Origin of the sequence: Aestuariibaculum sp. YM273 (genome assembly GCF_030908365.1) — a bacterium.
Taxonomy (GTDB): Bacteria; Bacteroidota; Bacteroidia; order Flavobacteriales; family Flavobacteriaceae; genus Aestuariibaculum; species Aestuariibaculum marinum.
Map to the genome: position 1 here is coordinate 3,698,824 of NZ_CP133090.1, position 17,585 is coordinate 3,716,408.

Here is a 17,585-nt window from a genome sequence, read left to right on the forward strand (position 1 = left end):
TTGACTTTTGGGCATTTGCCCTTATAGTTAGACTATAATAACAAGAAGCTCCTTGTATTGGACTTCTTATGCTTTTTAAATACTAATTAAAAATGAAATTAAACACATGGATGACATCAAAGGAGATAGCGAGTATAGCTAATGTTCATATGAGAACCATTGAGAGACGTAGAAATACAATCTTATTAGAAAACCCAGATATAAACTGGTTCAAAATGGAATCAAAGCCATATCTGTATCATAAAAACTTTCTGGAAGAATTTATTTCACCAGAGGTATTTGGTTTATTGGACAGAAACAGACAATTAAGTAATACGATTAAATGCATGCACCGCACTGGTTCGCTGGAACAGCATTTATCATTTCTTAAGTGGGATTATTTCGTCACAATAAGTTATAAGGACGCATTAAGTTCCAAAATGTGTTTCTCGGCAATGTCTGAGCTTTATGAGAAGATTGAGGCATATTCCTTTAGCGGTGATTGCCGAATGTTTTTCACCACCGAACCATTTAGTAATCGTAAAGGGTATCATAACCATCTGGTATTAAAAATGGATGCCAATCAAAATACGGTAAGTGAATTTGTTAAGAAGTATTCACCTGTTGGAATTGTAGATGTGCAACCATACGATTACGAACTTGCTGGTGTATTTTACACCGCTAAGGATAAGCATAAAAATGATGAATGGGATTTATTGGGTAATAATCTATCCTCAGAAGGAAAGGAGCTTTTACGGAATTATAAAACGGCTTAATATCATTAAAAAACAAACCATCCATATTAACTGATTAAACTTATTTTATATTTTTATGGAAAATAATATTTATGCTTGGGATATACTGTAGACGAAGTGGTAGCAAAGACACAAGTGCTTCAATTGAAACTCAAAAAGAAGAAGGGTTAACATTTTATAAATCCTTATCCGCTAAATCATTAGAGTTTGATAAATACGAAATTTATGTAGATGATTCCATAAGTGGTAATATGGATGAAATCAAAGATAGGCCTGATTTCGCTAGGCTATATGATGATATTTCAAAGAAAAAAATTACAGCCGTATATGTAATTGACCAATCTAGAATAGAAAGAAATTCTAAAATATGGAATTTGTTTGTTCATATAATGACATCAAATAAGTGCCTTTATTACCCTAACGGTCAATTACTGGATTTAGATGACCCAAATAATAAGTTTGTAACTCAGGTAATGAGTGCTGCTAATGAATTGTATTCGTCACTTACAAGCCAAAAAGTAAAATTAGCACATACAAAAAATGCCAAACAAGGTAAAACACATGGTATTCTTCCTTACGGTTATAAACGAAGTAAAGAAGGGTTATATGAAATAGTTCCAGAGGAAGCTGAGGTTATAAAAAAAATTTATGATTTATCATTTAACGGAAATGGAACTTATACTATTGCAAAAGTATTAAACTCTGAAGGATACCCTACAAAATTTAATGATTTCAAAGGCTCTTTTAAACGCATAGATAAATACACTAAAGTTGTTACAAAACATTCAAATAAGGCTGTTAAATGGAGAGGTAATGTGATTTATGGTATGATAAAAAACACAGTATACAAAGGAAAGAGAAAGTGGAAAGATGAGTATATTGATGTTCCTAAAATTATCGAAGAATCTAAATGGGAAGCAGTTAATAAAAATCTAAAAAAGAATAAAAAGAACGTTGGTAAACGAGAAGAATACAATTATTTGTTAAATGGCATAATTTATTGTGGTCATTGTGGTAAAGAATATAGAGGTAAAAAACGACCTAAAGGTACCGACAATGCTTATAAGTGTTCGGGTAGAAGACCACCAGTTCCAACCTGTAATAGCAGTAGAGGTATTAGTTTACCTAAAATAGAAACATTCATCATAAAACATCTATTTCAAAACGAAAAATTTAAAGAGGGTTTACTTAATCAAAAATCAAATCTAGTAGAGTCTTCCAACTTAAAAACGAAACTAAATAATCTTCAAAATTTTTCTGAAATTTTACAGAAAAGATTAGAGGTAGCTAATGAAAGACTATATGACCCAGATTTAAAAGATGACCCATTAGTAAAAGAAGGCTATTTAAAAATAAAAAATCAAATAGAACAAAATAAAGACCAAATAGCTACTTTACAAGAAAGAATTGCGGTTGCTGATGAAGAAATACGACGTAATAGGATTAAAAAGATTTTTGATGATTACACCGAAGATATTGATTTTACTAGTTTAAAAATACTGGTTCATTCATTGATTAAAAAAGTAGAAGTTCGTTGGTTAATCAATGGTGTTGGAAGTCGATATTTTATGTTTCAAATTGATTATAATCTTTTTGATGAAAGATTTATTTTTGCAACCAACAGAACAGCTTTAAATTGGTATAATATGTCCCATTACAGCACTGCTCCGAAAACTGAAGAAGAATTAGAAGAAGATAGAGAATTAGCTAAATATTTAGGCTTGGAAGTAGACGATAACTTTGAAGGATTTGAGGAAGCTGGTTCAGGTAGTAGAATGGACTTTAATGTTTATTTAAATCGAGAAGAATTAGTAGATTTTGATTAACATCCTAATTTAACCGAAAAGACATGTATTTAAGATGGATGGTTAGGCCAAACACCACAGGAGTAGATTTAGGTATTTGGAAAAGCATAAAACCTTCTCAATTATCTTGTCCGTTAGACGTGCATTCTGGTAATGTAGCTCGAAAATTAGGAATATTAAATAGAAAACAAAATGATGCCAAAGCGCTTTTAGAATTAGACACAGCATTACGTAAATTAGATCCTAACGACCCCGTAAAATACGATTTTGCCTTGTTTGGCTTAGGTGTATTTGAAGGCTTTTAAAAACTATAAATCATAATAAAACTCACAATTCTATGACAAAACTCTTTACCCTGCTCCTTTCGGTTTCTGTGGTTACTGCTTTCGCACAAAACAGAAAAATCCCAACAGATACTACCGTCGTTACAACCGATACAGCAACCATTAACGGAAAAAGCTTCCAGTACACTGCTACGACGGGAACACAACCGGTTTGGAACGCCGACGACGAACCAATCGCAACTTTATTCTACACCTATTACGAGCGTAACGATATAAAAGACAGAGCGAACAGACCATTAGTCATTTCTTTTAATGGTGGTCCAGGATCTGCTTCGGTATGGATGCATATTGCTTATACTGGTCCTAAAGTTTTAAATCTTGACGAAGAAGGCTACCCTGTTCAACCTTATGGTATTAAAAACAACCCACATTCTATTTTAGATGTGGCCGATATTGTTTATGTAAACCCAGTAAATACAGGGTATTCAAGGATGATTAAAAACAAAGAAGGAAAACTCCCCAACAGAGATACCTTCTTTGGAATTAATGCCGATATTAAATACTTGGCTGAATGGATTAACACCTTTGTGACTCGAAAAAACCGTTGGGAATCCCCTAAATACCTTATTGGAGAAAGCTACGGTGGCACCCGCGTTATGGGCTTAGCCAATGCTTTACAAAACAGCCAATGGATGTACTTAAATGGTGTTATTATGGTCTCTCCTGCCGATTACAAACAGTACAACACCGGGCAACCGGAATACTCGGCTTTGAATTTACCGTATTACGCAGCAACAGCTTGGTATCACGACAAACTACCTTCAGATTTGCAACAAAAAGATTTATTAGAGGTTTTACCTGAGGTTGAAAATTTTGCTATTAACAAATTAATGCCTGCCATTGCTAAAGGCGGATTTATCTCCGAGGCTGAAAAGAACAGTATTGCTGAACAATATGCAAAATACTCAGGATTAAGTAAAACAGCGATTCTTCAAAATAACTTAGATGTTCCTACAAATTTCTTCTGGAAAGATCTATTACGTGATGAAAATGGACATATTATTGGTCGTTTAGATTCAAGATATTTAGGTTTAGATAAAAAAGATATTGGAGTAAAACCTGATTACAGTCCGGAATTAACGACTTGGAATCATGCCTTCACCCCAGCTATTAATTATTATATCAGAGAGCATCTTAAATTTAAAACCGACATTAAATACAATATGTTTGGTAGTGTACACCCTTGGGACGATAGCAACGATAACACAAGAGATGGCTTAAGACAAGCTATGGCACAAAACCCGTATTTAAAAGTTTTAGTACAATCGGGATATTACGATGGTGCAACCACATATTTTGGAGCGAAATATACCATGTGGCAGATTGACCCTAGCGGTAAAATGAAAGATCGTTTTGCGTTTAAAGGGTATCGTAGCGGACATATGATGTATATTAGAAATGAAGATTTAAAAACAGCTAACGATGATTTGCGTGAGTTTATTAGCAACTCATTATCTAACGGGAAAGCTGCTAAATATGAAGTAGATTAGTAAAATCTAACTTTAAAAGAAATAAAAAAGGCGATTGATAAGTTTTAAATTATCAATCGCTTTTTTCATCTAAAAACTCTACAAAACGAACAATTACAAATTATTAAATAGAATGATTTTAAATATTGAACTTTAATTTACATTGGTAACATTAGAGTAACTAAATCTTCATTTAAAGCCAATATTCTAATAACACAATTGCATGAAAATCAGGATAATTTTGGAGGAAAATTAATCCACTAAATTATTTTCAAAATGAAAAAAACCATTGCATTAACGCTTTCTTCTTTAGCGCTATTAACATCATGTAATAACGATGTTACCGAAGACTTCGCCGTAAATAGTTCTCTTAAAGTAAAAGACAAAGAAGACATTAAATTTGTAGACCGTTCTGTAACACCTAACTTTTTAGCTGTAAAACCGGAGTTTAGCAATATCTCGGTGACAACTTTATTATCATCTGAAGATGTTTTACAACAGTCTCCTGAATTCGTTTACGGAAGTATGGCTGATGGTGCTGGTCTTATTAAAGAAAACAACGGTAAGTACACCTTAATTAACAATATAGAAGCAGATTACTCTATTGCTAGAATTACTCTAGATAAAACATTTAAACCTGTTCGTGGGGAATATATCCTAAATGCTGAAGCTACAGCTAGTACAGCTCAATGTTCTGGTTCGCTTATTACCCCTGAAGAACATGGTTTTGGTCCTTTATACTTATCTGGTGGTGAATGGGGAGGTTCTTCTAAAGGAGTGTTTTTAACCGATCCTTATAAAAAAGAAAAAGATGCCAGCTCTTTTGAAATGTTACAAGCTTTCGGACAGTGGTCTACCGAAAATGCCGTTGTAATTGGTAAAGATGCTTACCCTGGAAAAACCGTTGCTTTTATTGGAGATGATCATTCAGATAACAGTATTCCTTCTGGTCAATTAGGTATGTATGTTGGTAATCACAGTGATTTATTTGGTGGCCAATTATACGGCTTAAAAGTAACCGATGAGAACATCAATTTTGAAGCTGAAATGGTTGAAGGACAAGCTTACCCTATGGAGTTTGTTCAATTAAACGAAACCAACATCGATTTATTAGATGCTGAATGTAAAGCTAAAGGTGTTATGGGATTCTCTAGGTTAGAAGATATTGACTGGAGACGTGGTTCTTCAGCAAACAACAGAGAAATCTACTTCTGTGTTACTGGTAGAATTAAAGATGGCTTAAGAGGAAAAGGGTCTCTTTATGGTCGTGTGTACAAAGTGGTGTTAAACGAAAACGATCCTACACAAGCAGGAACGATTACTTGTATTTTAGACGGAGACTTAGACGAAGGAAAAGCGAAAATGTTCCACAGTCCAGATAATATTGTAGCAACAGAAAACTTCATCTACATTCAAGAAGATCCTAACGGGTATTTTGATGGTCCAAACAGACAACACTATGCGCAATTATATCAGTACAATTTAAATACAGGTGAATTAAAAACTGTTTTAGAATGTGATCAAGATACTGCGGCAGCTCAAGGATATGGAGCAACAAACAGAACCTGGGAAATTACAGGTATGATTGATGTATCGGATGTTGTAAATAAAGAAGGGACCTTCTTATTAATCACTCAAAATCATGGTTGGGTACCAGCTGATGGGTCTTCATTTACCGATCCTAATGCTAATCCTACACCAGCCTCTAACGAAGGTAGTATGCTTTATTTAATTCAAGGTTTAGACAGATAACCAATGCAAAATATCAAGTTATTTATAACAAAGGCACACGTATTTAGCGTGTGTCTTTTTATCGTTTTTATATTTTCCTGTAAAAAGGAAAACACAACTAATACTAATCATATAACACCGCTTGAGGCTTTAAACCAGTATTACACAACAAATTTAAGGCAATGCATCGCATATGTAGATACTTTGGCTCAGTCACAGAATAAAGAAAGTGCTAAAAAAAACTATTTACAAGCTCGTAAATACTTTAAAATATGCGAACCTATTCTTGCTTTTGCCGATGCTGAAAATTACAAAGCATTAAATCAGCCAAATATTTTAAAAGTAGAAGAAGAAGATGCTACCGACATAAAAATCATGAATCCATTTGGATTTCAAGTACTCGAAGAAACCCTTTACGATGATAACTTTGATGTACAAACGCTACAAACCATAGCTTCCAAAACTAAAAGTCGTTTGGAATTGGTTTCTAACAACTCTCAATTAAGATTTAAAGACTATCATATTCTTTGGTTAATTCGCGATGAAATTGCAAGAATTGCACTAACAGGAATTACCGGTTTCGACTCCCCTGTTTTAGAACAATCCTTAAAAGAATCTGAACTTGCTTATCAGACTATTGCTGAAATATTAAAAATATATGAAAGTCATTTCACTTCTGAAGAATTAATGACCTCCTGGCAATCTGAACTACAAGCTACACAACAAAATCTTGATGGTTCATTTTCAAGTTTCGACAGATATAATTTTATAAAGTTCCACACTCACAAGCAACTGGAATTAATAGTAAAAACAAAAAAAGACTGGAACTTAGAATTTCCTTACGAGCTGGCTTTTAATAACGATATGACCTCGTTATTTTCAAAGAACACGTTCAATTTAAGTTATTTTTCTTCAGAACAATTCGATTCTCTTCCTAAAGCTAAAATTGAATTGGGACAGAAGCTTTTTAACGAAAAGGCTCTTTCTAAAAACAATACAATTAGTTGTGCTACCTGTCATCAAAAAGACAAATACTTTACCGATGGATTAACTATTTCAAAGGGGGTTACAAGAAACAGCCCTACGCTTCTATACTCTGCATTACAAAAAAGCTTTTTTTACGATAACAGAGCAGGAAGTTTAGAAGGACAAATTGTTGCGGTAGTAAATAATAAAAATGAATTCCATAGCGATTTACAACACTTAGAACAAACTGTAAGTCATAATAAGAAATACGTTGAAGCTTTTAAAGAGGTGTATAACGATAGTGTTTCGCAAGATTATGTTCGAAACGCCATAGCAACATACATTCGTAGTTTAACACCGTTTAATTCAAAGTTTGATAACAATATTAACGATAAAGAAAACACCTTAACAGCCTCCGAACAGCGTGGGTTTAATTTATTTACGGGCAAAGCTAAATGTGCCACTTGCCATTTTCCTCCAACATTTAATGGAACCGTACCCGTTTTATACAAAGAAAGTGAACTGGAATTGATTGGTGTCCCACAAACTAACGATACTATTAATACAGAAATTGATGATGATTTAGGTCGCTTTACGGTATTTAATACAGAAGAAAAAAAGCACTTTTTTAAAACTTCAACCGTACGTAATGTCGCTAAAACAGCACCTTATATGCATAATGGCGTTTATACAACATTAAACGACGTTGTTGATTTTTATAACCGTGGAGGCGGCATTGGTTTAGGAATGAATATCGAACACCAAACACTTCCTCCTGATCCCTTAAACCTGAATCAGCAAGAGATTACAGATTTGATTGCTTTTATGGAAAGTTTAACCGACGAGCTATAAACCGACTCGCTAAATCATAAAAAAATCCCGTTAGACATATAACGGGATTTTTTTATTCACATATTTCATTCTTTAACCCTTTAACCAGGCTTCACGAAGTTTTATCTGTTGGGCTGTAGCATCTTCTTTCTCCATAATACCTTCACCCATAGTATAAGATTGTGTTGTTGTAGTTTTTAAAACCACATCTTCTCGATTTCTATCCAGAATGACTTCAATCTCTTGTCCAGGATTCCAGCTAAACATTAATTGTAATAACTGATTAGCGTTTTGCATGGTTAATTCTGTTCCGTTAACAGTTTTTAAAACATCACCAGGTTGTACACCATTATCATTCCAGAAACTATTATCTTTCACCGCTTCACTAAAGAATATTTTTCCTGCTTGTGGGTCTGCAGCAAAAATTAAAGCACCACCATTAAACACATAGTTAGTTGGAATTTCACCTTCACCTAATTCTAATCCTACTTTATTTAAAAACACATTATAATCAATTGGTGTATCTCCAATAACATGACTATTAAAAAATTCACGTAACGACGGATAAGTCATGGCTACAATTTCATCAATTAACTTATCATCTTCAAAAGGTTTGTCTTTTCCGTATTTATTAGATAACTCTTTCATTAACCATAAAATGCCACGCTCGCCATTACTCTCTTCGCGTAACATAATATCAATACACATCCCTATTAAAGCTCCTTTTTGGTAAACATTTATATATTGATCTTTGTAAGGATCCTTCAATACATTTTCACTCATAATGGTAAAACTCATGGCGTCATCCATAGTTTTAGACATTTGAATCTTTTGAATGATTTTATTGTAAAAATCAGCTTCACTAACTAAATCCTGATTCACCTGAAATAAGGTTGCAAAATATTCAGTTACCCCTTCATACATCCATAAATGTTTAGAAAAGGTTGGGTTATTGTAATCAAAATAATGCACATCTTCAGAGTGTACGCTTAATGGGGTTACAATATGAAAAAATTCATGAGAAACCACATCAATCATACTCTCGGCCAGTTCTTCATCGCTTGAAGCTTCAGGCAGCACCACAACAGTTGATGTATGATGCTCTAAGGCTCCATAACCTTTTGGAGATTCTGGTAAGCCTTCAGATAAATACAAGAAAATATCGTAACGTGGTGTAGAGTTAATATCTCCTAAAAACGTCTTTTGAGCTTTCATCATTTTAAATATGGTCTCCTTTAACGATTGGGCCGAATGCACTTTGTTTGGCGAATACACACTTAAAACAATTTTAATATCACCGACCTGAAATTCTTCAACACTTAAGTTTCCGTAAAACATTGGATTATCGGTAATGTCAAAATAACGAGATGCAAAATAACTCGTTGTTACAAAACGACCATCTTCACTTGTTCTGGTGGCTACTTGCTCTAAGGCCGAGCTTCTGGTAAAATTTGATGGCACCGTAACATCTAATTTGTATTGGTTACTTTTTAATGAATCGAAATAGCCTATAAAGCCATGTAAATTCAATACATCATTGGTTTGTTCTATGTTGGTACCTGCAGGTGAGAACGGCTGTTCTTCCCCAATGCCTCCTACTTCTTCAATGTCAAAGGTATCGTTAACCAAATAGGTGATTTTATCTAATTTTTTAGCATTATCGATAGTCCAGGTATTTTCGTCTGTTTTTACTACAGGCATTTCATTACCATCATAATCGAAAGCTTTAAAATCGTCTACATACTTTCCAAAGTCGCTTACTGAATATGTCCCTTGTATCACTCTTGGTAATCTATATATTACCGTTTGAGTGGTAAAACGTCCTGGATTTATGGTTACAGGAGCCTTATCGTTAACAACATGCGATAAATTAATAGAGGTTTCAATCGGGGCATTTACAGCTAAATCGCTACTTGATGTTTTTGAAGTACCACAACTAGCCATCAAAATAGCCGCTAACAGGGCGGTTAAAGGTTTAGTATTCATTAAAGTTGATTTTTATTTAATTCTTATAAGTGACGTCCAAATTACCATTTCTGTTACACAATAGGCTCATAAGGTTTTGTTAAAATGATGATTTACGTATATTCGCCGCATGCATAATCCACTGATAAGTATATTAACGCCTTTCAAAAATACAGAACAATACCTTACAAACTGCATTGAATCTATAATAAATCAGAGTTACACCAACTGGGAACTACTTATTGTAGACGACAGTTCTACTGATGGCAGTTATAATCTGGTAAGGTCGTTTGCCGAAAAGGATCCCCGAATAAAACTATTTAAAAACACAGGAAATGGTATTATTGATGCCTTAAGATTAGGATTTAATAAAAGTGCCGGAGATTACATCACCCGTATGGACAGTGATGATTTAATGCCCAAAAACAAACTAGAAGTGTTATTAAACAATCTTTTAAAACATGGAAAACAACATGTAGCGACAGGCTTGGTTAATTACTTTTCAAAAGACGGCATTAGTGATGGCTATAGTAAATATGAAACCTGGCTTAACGGACTAACCAAAACTGGAACCAATTATAGTGAGATTTATAAGGAATGTGTGATTCCTTCGCCTTGTTGGATGATTCATCGCGAAGATTTTATTAATTGCGATGGGGTTACCCCAAACAGATACCCTGAAGATTACGATTTAACCTTTCGGTTTTATAAACACAACTATAAAATTATTCCGTGCAATAAACTCCTGCATTACTGGCGCGATTACCAAACACGTACTTCCAGAACACATGATAACTATGCTGAGAATACCTTTTTAGATATTAAAATGCATTATTTTCTAGAATTAGATTACGATAAAAACAGACCTTTAGTGGTTTGGGGCGCCGGATGGAAAGGAAAAACCATTGCCAAAACATTGCTTAAAAAAAATATCCCATTTGAATGGATTTGTAATAATCCTCAAAAAATAGGAAAACACATCTACGACCAGGAAATGAAACCATTCCAGCATTTAGAGCATATTAAACAACCACAAAGTATTATAACGGTGGCCAACCCTAAGGCGCAAATCAAGATAAAAGCGTATTTTGAAAATCAACAGATGTATCCCATGAGCGACTATTTTTTCTTCTGTTAATTCAGTTTTATCATCTTGAATTTTCAGTTACAAAAAATTCCTGTACTTTTATGTACTTTTGAATCTATATAGAAAAGTATGCAGTTTAAACACCCCGAACTTCTTTACGCTTTATTTTTACTGCTCATCCCCATTATTATTCATTTATTTCAACTTCGAAAGTTTCAAAAAGTTGAATTTACCAATGTGGCCTTTTTAAAACGTGTTACCATTGAAACCCGTAAAAGTTCACAAATAAAAAAATGGCTGGTATTACTTACCCGGCTTTTGCTTTTAGCCTGTGTTGTTTTGGCTTTTGCCCAACCATTCACCTCAAACTACGATAATTTTAAAACGAAAAAAGAAACTGTTATTTATTTAGATAACTCATTTAGCATGCAAGCTAAAGGTAGTAACGGTGAACTTTTAAAACGTGCCGTTCAGGATGTGATTAGCAATGTTCCTGAAGATGAAACCATATCTATTTTAACCAACGATAATACGTTTAGAAATACAACGATTAAAACCGTTAAAAACGATTTACTAAAGCTAAGTTACAGCGCAAATAGTTTAACCCCGGATGCTGCTTTACTAAAAAGTAAAACCTTATTTAGTAAACAAAACGGCGTATTAAAAAACCTGGTTTTTATTTCTGATTTTCAGCAAAACGAATCTACTTTCAGTCCTGAATCGGATAGTTTAACCAATATCCATCTGGTGAAATTAAACCCGGTGAATACTAATAATATAGCAATTGACAGCGCTTACATCTCGGAAAGCAGCGCTACTGCAATTTCATTAAAGGTGACTTTATCAAATAGTGGTGACACTATTGACAACTTACCGATTTCTTTATTTAACGATGATAAATTGATAGCGAAAACTTCGGTTGCGATTAATGACAAAGCTGAAACTACATTTTCACTTCCCGTAAATGAAATTGTAAATGGTAAACTAACCATTGATGATGCCAGTTTGCAATTCGACAATACCTTATACTTCAATATTAATGAAACCGATAAAATTAAAGTTCTGGCGATTAATTCAGGGGACGATGATTTTTTAAAACGCATCTACACCGAGGATGAATTTATTTATACTTCAGTTTTAGAAAATCAACTGAATTATAACGACATTGAGCAACAACAACTCATTGTTTTAAATGAAATAAAAGACATTCCCAATGCTTTGGTAGCGGCTTTAAAATCATTCACCAACCAAGGTGGTTCTTTATTAATTATCCCATCAGAAGAAGCCAACCTAAATTCTTACAACACTTTATTGGTTAATTACGGATCTCAGTTTAATTCAGAAATTAAATCTGAAAAAAGCATAACCTCCATAAACTATGCGCATCCACTATATAATAATGGCGTTTTCGAGAAACAGGTGAATAATTTTCAATATCCTAAAACAGAACGGTTTTTTGATATCTCATTAAATAATGGATCGGCGGCTCTTCAATTTGAAGATGGCAAACCGTTTCTTCTTCAAAACAAAACAGCTTATATATTTACTTCGGCTCTAAATAGTGACATCTCGAATTTTAAAAATTCGCCACTCATTGTTCCAACCTTGTATAATATTGGAAAATTCAGTTTACAACTTCCAAAAATCTATTACACCATTGGGCAAGAAAATACGTTTGATGTTGCAACCACCCTGCAACAAGATGCGATTTTATCTTTAGTAAAGAACGATATTAACATCATTCCAAGACAGCAATATTTTAACTCGAAGGTCACAATCAGCACCTCCGAAACACCAGATATAGCAAATATTTATGGAGTTATGAATAAAAAAGAAACATTAAAAAATGTAAGCTATAATTACCATCGAAATGAAAGTAACCTGACTTACATGCCCTTAACCCCATCAACTAACATAACGGTAAGCGATTCGATTACAGAAATATTCGATAGCATAAAAAGTGACACAAAAGTTAACGCCTTATGGAAATGGTTTGTTATTTTTGCATTAGCATTTTTGATTATCGAAATGGGCATCTTAAAATACTTTAAATGAACATACTTATAAAATCTGCCACCATTATAGATCCTCAAAGTGAGTTTCACAATACAACTCAGGATATATTAGTTGAAAATGGTGTCATTACCAAGATTGAAAGTAACCTTACAAATCCCGGAAATTACCAAGAAATAGCGCTAGAGAACCTTCATATATCACAAGGCTGGTTTGATAGTAGCGTGTGTTTTGGTGAACCAGGTTTTGAAGAGCGCGACACCATTGAAAACGGACTAAAAACAGCTGCGGCTTCAGGGTTTACCTCGGTAGCCATGAACGCCAACACCCATCCTGTAATAGACTGTAATGCCGACGTTACTTTTGCAAAAGCAAAAGGTGCTAATCACGCTACAACATTATTACCTATTGGTGCCTTAACGGTAGAAAGTAAAGGTGTGGATCTTGCTGAATTATACGATATGAATACGGCCGGAGCCGTAGCATTTTACGATTATAAAAAATCGATTGCTAATCCGAACTTAATGAAAATTGCTTTGCAGTACGCAGCAAATTTTAACGGATTAGTTCTTTCGTTCCCTCAGGAAGACAAAGTAGTTGGTCACGGCGTGATGAACGAGCATATAACAAGTACACGATTAGGTTTAAAAGGAATTCCAGCTTTAGCTGAAGAACTGCACATAACTCGCGATCTATTTTTATTGGAATACACAGGCGGAAAATTACATATCCCAACTATTTCAACTAAAAAATCGGTGGAATTGATTCGTGATGCAAAAGCCAAAGGTTTAGATGTTACTTGTAGTGTAGCGATACATAACCTATATTTTACCGATGATTCATTAATCGACTTCAATACAAACTTTAAAGTACTGCCGCCTCTTCGTACACAAACCGATATTGATGCCCTTAAAACAGGACTAAAAGACGGAACGATTGATATGATAACCAGCGATCACAATCCATTAGATGTAGAACATAAAAAAGTGGAGTTTGATCATGCTGCGTACGGAACCATTGGTTTAGAATCGGCTTTTGGTGCGTTACAAACCTTATTTGGTACGGAGCAAACAGTTAAACTGTTAACACAAGGAAAAAACAGATTTGGTGTGTCTGAAAGTTCAATTTCAGTTGAAAACAAGTTAGATGTAACCTTATTCAACCCAAATACAGAATATGTGTTTTCTAAATCAAATATCGTTTCAAAATCAGCTAATGCCATTTTTGAAAACGAAACTTTAAAAGGACAAGTTTATGGTATTATCGCCAATAACATTATCGCTTTAAAATAATAAGACTATGGATAGCACAACTATACAAAACGGAAAAACAATGGCAATTATCAGTCATATAACATTCGTAGGGTTAATTATCGCCATTATTATGAATGCTGATAAAAAAAATGCGTTTACGGCATTCTACAACCGACAAATGTTAGGACTTATCATCATGCTGTTTATTGCACAAATCACAGATAAATACCTTAACGGCACACTTGGATATGTTTTCTGGCTGATCTCTGCTGTATCTTGGTTATATTCATTTATTCACATCTTACAAGGTAAGGTCAAACTATTACCTTATGTTGGGGAGAAGTTTCAGGAATGGTTTGCTAACATAGGTAATTAATATGACGAATACAGACCTTTCTTTATACCATATTACTAGACCTTCGACTCTAAAAGCCAATGCGCCATTACTTATTATGATGCATGGTTATGGTAGTGATGAAAACGATTTATTTTCTTTTGCTTCAGAATTACCAGAGGAATTGTTTATCATATCAGTAAAAGCGCCTTACGAATTACAACCTTACGGCAATGCCTGGTATGCTATTAATTTTGATGCTGAAAAAGGCAAGTGGAACGATAATGTACAAGCCGCACAATCGAGAGATTTAATCGCAAAATTTATAGATGAAGTTGTTGAAGCGTATCCAGTTGATAAAAACAACGTCACGCTTTTAGGTTTCAGTCAAGGGAGTATTTTAAGTTATGCCGTAGCCCTAACCTATCCAGAAAAAGTAAAAAATATTATTGCTTTAAGCGGTTATATAAATAAAGATATCTTGCCGGAATCAATCAATGAAACCGATTATTCAAATCTGAACTTCTACTGCTCTCATGGTAGTGTCGATCAGGTAATTCCTGTGGAATGGGCTCGACAAACACCTTCATTCTTAAATACCTTAAACATTAAGCATAAATATTCAGAGTTTCCAGTTGGACATGGTGTCGCACCGCAAAACTTTTTTGAATTTAAAGACTGGTTGAAAGATCGAACATAATACAAACAAAAAATCCAGCAATAATATGCTGGATTTTTTTATATCATAAAGTTCCTAAATACTTACTCGTTTATTACTAAACGGAACCCTTCACCATGAATATTTAGAATTTCTACTTTTTCGTCTTGTTTTAAGTACTTACGCAACTTCGCAATATATACATCCATACTTCGAGAGGTAAAGTAGTTATCATCTCTCCATATTTTAGTTAACGCTAATTCACGAGGCATTAAATCGTTTTCATGTAAGGCTAACAAACGTAATAATTCGTTTTCTTTAGGCGATAATTTAACCGGATCTCCTCCATTATAGCGTAAGAAACGTAATTTAGAGTTTAAATCGAATTTTCCGATTTTAAACTCAAACTGTTTACTATCAGAAATGGTTTCTGTAGCTTTACGTTGCATAATAGCTTTAATCTTCATTAAAAGCACTTCGCTATCAAAAGGTTTGTTTAAATAGTCGTCTGCTCCTACTTTATACCCTTTTAAAACGTCTTCCTTCATGGTTTTAGCTGTTAAGAATACAATAGGAACATCGTCATTCTTTTCTCGTATTTCTTTAGCTAATGTAAACCCATCTTTGTAAGGCATCATTACATCTAAAATACATAAATCGAAATCGTCTTTTTTGAACTTTTCGAAGCCTTCCATACCATTTTTAGCATGAGTGACATCGTAGTCATTCATCATTAAATAATCTTTCAGAACAGTTCCGAAATTGGGATCGTCTTCTACTAGTAATATTTTTTTCTTTTGCTCTTCCATATTTATGATATTAGCGGAAGCTTAATGGTAAATGTGCTTCCCTTGTCTTTTTCACTTTCTACAGAAACATAACCTTGATGGTCTTCTACAATACGTTTCACATAAGCTAAACCTAGCCCGTGACCTTTAACGTTATGTATGTTTCCGGTGTGTTCTCTATAAAACTTTTCGAACACGCGCTTCACTGCAGCTTTACTCATACCGCTACCGTGATCTTTTATTTTCAATAAAATGTTGGTGCCCACATTTTCAGTGTACACCTCAATTTCTGGTGCTTCTGGAGAATACTTAACGGCATTATCCAACATATTAACAATAACATTAGTAAAGTGTGACTCGTTGGCTAACACCGACGTTTGTTCGGCGTTTAAAAAGGTTTTAATATACCCTTTTCTATCCTCAACAATTAACTCTACATGGGTAATAGCATCTTCTATTAAGTCATGTAAATTTAATCTTTCTTTACTAATATTCAGTTCATTTTTTTCTAGTTTAGATATTCTTAGCACATTTTCTACCTGTGCATGCATACGTTTGTTCTCTTCTTTAATCATGCCCAGATAACGTACTACTTTCTCTTTATCCTCAATAATCTTTGGGTTTCTAATGGCATCTAAAGCCAAGTTTATAGTCGCAATTGGTGTTTTAAACTCATGCGTCATATTATTGATGAAATCGGATTTTATTTCTGATATTTTACGTTGTTTGATTAACTGATACAAAGCACCTCCGTAAGTAATCATAATAATTAACGTAAAGAGAAAAGATAATAAAATCATCCACAAAATAGAAGATAAGATAAATTCCTTATCATTCGTAAAATTTACAAGAAGTTTGTAAGGAGTCTGCTTATTCTCATCTGTAAAAACGGGAATTGAATAATTTGAATCTTTATCATACTCAAATCCATCGCTTTCAACCTTTGTTCTTAAATCGTTAGCGAAAATGGCAAACTCAAAATCAAGATTAATACCGTCTTTAGCAAAAGTGCTTTTTAATAAATCTCTTATTTCATTTTCAGAAACTCTTTGATGAATGGGTGCCGTTTTTCTTAATGCTTTAAACGCATTCTCAAAAGCACTACGCTGTGCTTGTGATATTGTACCACTACTAATTATTCTTGTAATTGGACTTTCGCCCAAATCTCTATCGGTTAGATCTTCATTTTTATATACCTCTGTAGATGAAGTTCCAATGATACTTTTAATACCAATACTATCTAAACCAATGTCAAAGAGCGTCGATGTTAACTTATAATTTTCTTCTAAAACACTGCTTGTAAAAATAAGTGTCTCTTTGGTATTATTATTTTGCTGATAAATTAACAACTGAGATACCGTAGCAGAATCCGCTTTTTTTTCAGTATCTAAGTTTTGATATTCATTGTAATATTTGTCTACCTCTCTCTTCCCTAGCTCATTAGACACGTAATTTAAATCTGCATTAACAGTCGCTCTAAAGCGTGCCTTTTCTGTTTTTAAGGATCCGTTAATATAGTAGACCTGAACGAAAATAATACCTACTAAAGACAGGGTCATTAAAAGGATTAACAGGACAAATGTTCTCTTGCTCATTATTCAAATTTA

The 17,585-nt window shown here is 33.8% G+C and carries 13 protein-coding genes and 1 pseudogene; 11 read left to right on the plus strand and 3 right to left on the minus strand.

Annotation, left to right across the window (positions count from 1 at the left end):
• Positions 1 to 92: 92 nt before the first annotated feature.
• The 6 genes and pseudogenes from RBH94_RS15880 to RBH94_RS15905 all read left to right on the plus strand — a co-directional run bounded on the left by RBH94_RS15880 (position 93) and on the right by RBH94_RS15905 (position 7,901).
• A complete protein-coding gene (locus RBH94_RS15880) occupies positions 93 to 755 on the plus strand; it encodes a hypothetical protein (RefSeq protein ID WP_307881790.1) in 663 nt (220 codons plus the stop codon).
• 71 nt (positions 756 to 826) lie between these two features.
• On the plus strand, positions 827 to 2,560 hold the full coding sequence (locus RBH94_RS15885) for a recombinase family protein (protein ID WP_307881791.1): 1,734 nt from the start codon (positions 827 to 829) through the stop codon (positions 2,558 to 2,560).
• 14 nt (positions 2,561 to 2,574) lie between these two features.
• A pseudogene (locus RBH94_RS15890) lies at positions 2,575 to 2,844 on the plus strand (DUF2400 family protein); the annotation flags it as partial.
• A gap of 32 nt (positions 2,845 to 2,876) precedes the next feature.
• Positions 2,877 to 4,373 carry a S10 family peptidase gene (locus RBH94_RS15895; protein ID WP_307881792.1) on the plus strand — a complete coding sequence of 499 codons (1,497 nt, stop codon included), beginning with the start codon at positions 2,877 to 2,879 and terminating at the stop codon, positions 4,371 to 4,373.
• Positions 4,374 to 4,628: 255 nt separating this feature from the next.
• Positions 4,629 to 6,104, plus strand: coding sequence for an alkaline phosphatase PhoX (locus RBH94_RS15900; RefSeq protein WP_307881793.1), 1,476 nt, complete (start codon positions 4,629 to 4,631; stop codon positions 6,102 to 6,104).
• Positions 6,105 to 6,107: 3 nt separating this feature from the next.
• Positions 6,108 to 7,901 (plus strand): cytochrome-c peroxidase, encoded by a 1,794-nt coding sequence (locus tag RBH94_RS15905; protein WP_307881794.1) that lies wholly within the window; start codon positions 6,108 to 6,110, stop codon positions 7,899 to 7,901.
• A 72-nt stretch (positions 7,902 to 7,973) separates the two neighbouring features.
• Here RBH94_RS15905 and RBH94_RS15910 read toward each other — a convergent pair whose 3' ends face one another.
• The gene (locus RBH94_RS15910; RefSeq protein ID WP_307881795.1) at positions 7,974 to 9,866 is read right to left on the minus strand and encodes a peptidase M61; all 1,893 of its coding nucleotides are present in this window, start codon (positions 9,864 to 9,866) and stop codon (positions 7,974 to 7,976) included.
• A gap of 109 nt (positions 9,867 to 9,975) precedes the next feature.
• Between RBH94_RS15910 and RBH94_RS15915 the strand changes: the two genes are divergently transcribed.
• The 5 genes from RBH94_RS15915 to RBH94_RS15935 all read left to right on the plus strand — a co-directional run bounded on the left by RBH94_RS15915 (position 9,976) and on the right by RBH94_RS15935 (position 15,232).
• On the plus strand, positions 9,976 to 10,983 hold the full coding sequence (locus tag RBH94_RS15915) for a glycosyltransferase family 2 protein (RefSeq protein WP_307881796.1): 1,008 nt from the start codon (positions 9,976 to 9,978) through the stop codon (positions 10,981 to 10,983).
• Between the two features lie 78 nt (positions 10,984 to 11,061).
• Positions 11,062 to 12,987 carry a BatA domain-containing protein gene (locus RBH94_RS15920; RefSeq protein ID WP_307881797.1) on the plus strand — a complete coding sequence of 642 codons (1,926 nt, stop codon included), beginning with the start codon at positions 11,062 to 11,064 and terminating at the stop codon, positions 12,985 to 12,987.
• Positions 12,984 to 14,237 carry a dihydroorotase family protein gene (locus tag RBH94_RS15925; RefSeq protein WP_307881798.1) on the plus strand — a complete coding sequence of 418 codons (1,254 nt, stop codon included), beginning with the start codon at positions 12,984 to 12,986 and terminating at the stop codon, positions 14,235 to 14,237. The genes RBH94_RS15920 and RBH94_RS15925 overlap by 4 nt, the downstream gene beginning before the upstream one ends.
• A 7-nt stretch (positions 14,238 to 14,244) precedes the next feature.
• Positions 14,245 to 14,574, plus strand: coding sequence for a hypothetical protein (locus RBH94_RS15930; RefSeq protein ID WP_188222398.1), 330 nt, complete (start codon positions 14,245 to 14,247; stop codon positions 14,572 to 14,574).
• A 1-nt stretch (position 14,575) separates the two neighbouring features.
• On the plus strand, positions 14,576 to 15,232 hold the full coding sequence (locus RBH94_RS15935; protein ID WP_307881799.1) for an alpha/beta hydrolase: 657 nt from the start codon (positions 14,576 to 14,578) through the stop codon (positions 15,230 to 15,232).
• Positions 15,233 to 15,294: 62 nt separating this feature from the next.
• On the opposite strand, the gene RBH94_RS15940 is transcribed toward RBH94_RS15935, so the two are convergent.
• On the minus strand, positions 15,295 to 15,999 hold the full coding sequence (locus RBH94_RS15940) for a response regulator transcription factor (protein ID WP_188222400.1): 705 nt from the start codon (positions 15,997 to 15,999) through the stop codon (positions 15,295 to 15,297).
• A gap of 2 nt (positions 16,000 to 16,001) precedes the next feature.
• Entirely contained in the window at positions 16,002 to 17,573 is a 1,572-nt protein-coding gene (locus tag RBH94_RS15945) for a sensor histidine kinase KdpD (protein ID WP_188222401.1), read from the minus strand.
• Between the last annotated feature and the right edge of the window lie 12 nt (positions 17,574 to 17,585).

Coding starts and splice junctions, on each gene's coding strand:
- RBH94_RS15880 (WP_307881790.1), top strand. CDS start 93: ATGAAATTAAACACATGGATGACATCAAAGGAGATAGCGAGTATAGCT.
- RBH94_RS15885 (WP_307881791.1), top strand. CDS start 827: ATGCTTGGGATATACTGTAGACGAAGTGGTAGCAAAGACACAAGTGCT.
- RBH94_RS15895 (WP_307881792.1), top strand. CDS start 2,877: ATGACAAAACTCTTTACCCTGCTCCTTTCGGTTTCTGTGGTTACTGCT.
- RBH94_RS15900 (WP_307881793.1), top strand. CDS start 4,629: ATGAAAAAAACCATTGCATTAACGCTTTCTTCTTTAGCGCTATTAACA.
- RBH94_RS15905 (WP_307881794.1), top strand. CDS start 6,108: ATGCAAAATATCAAGTTATTTATAACAAAGGCACACGTATTTAGCGTG.
- RBH94_RS15910 (WP_307881795.1), bottom strand. CDS start 9,866: ATGAATACTAAACCTTTAACCGCCCTGTTAGCGGCTATTTTGATGGCT.
- RBH94_RS15915 (WP_307881796.1), top strand. CDS start 9,976: ATGCATAATCCACTGATAAGTATATTAACGCCTTTCAAAAATACAGAA.
- RBH94_RS15920 (WP_307881797.1), top strand. CDS start 11,062: ATGCAGTTTAAACACCCCGAACTTCTTTACGCTTTATTTTTACTGCTC.
- RBH94_RS15925 (WP_307881798.1), top strand. CDS start 12,984: ATGAACATACTTATAAAATCTGCCACCATTATAGATCCTCAAAGTGAG.
- RBH94_RS15930 (WP_188222398.1), top strand. CDS start 14,245: ATGGATAGCACAACTATACAAAACGGAAAAACAATGGCAATTATCAGT.
- RBH94_RS15935 (WP_307881799.1), top strand. CDS start 14,576: ATGACGAATACAGACCTTTCTTTATACCATATTACTAGACCTTCGACT.
- RBH94_RS15940 (WP_188222400.1), bottom strand. CDS start 15,999: ATGGAAGAGCAAAAGAAAAAAATATTACTAGTAGAAGACGATCCCAAT.
- RBH94_RS15945 (WP_188222401.1), bottom strand. CDS start 17,573: ATGAGCAAGAGAACATTTGTCCTGTTAATCCTTTTAATGACCCTGTCT.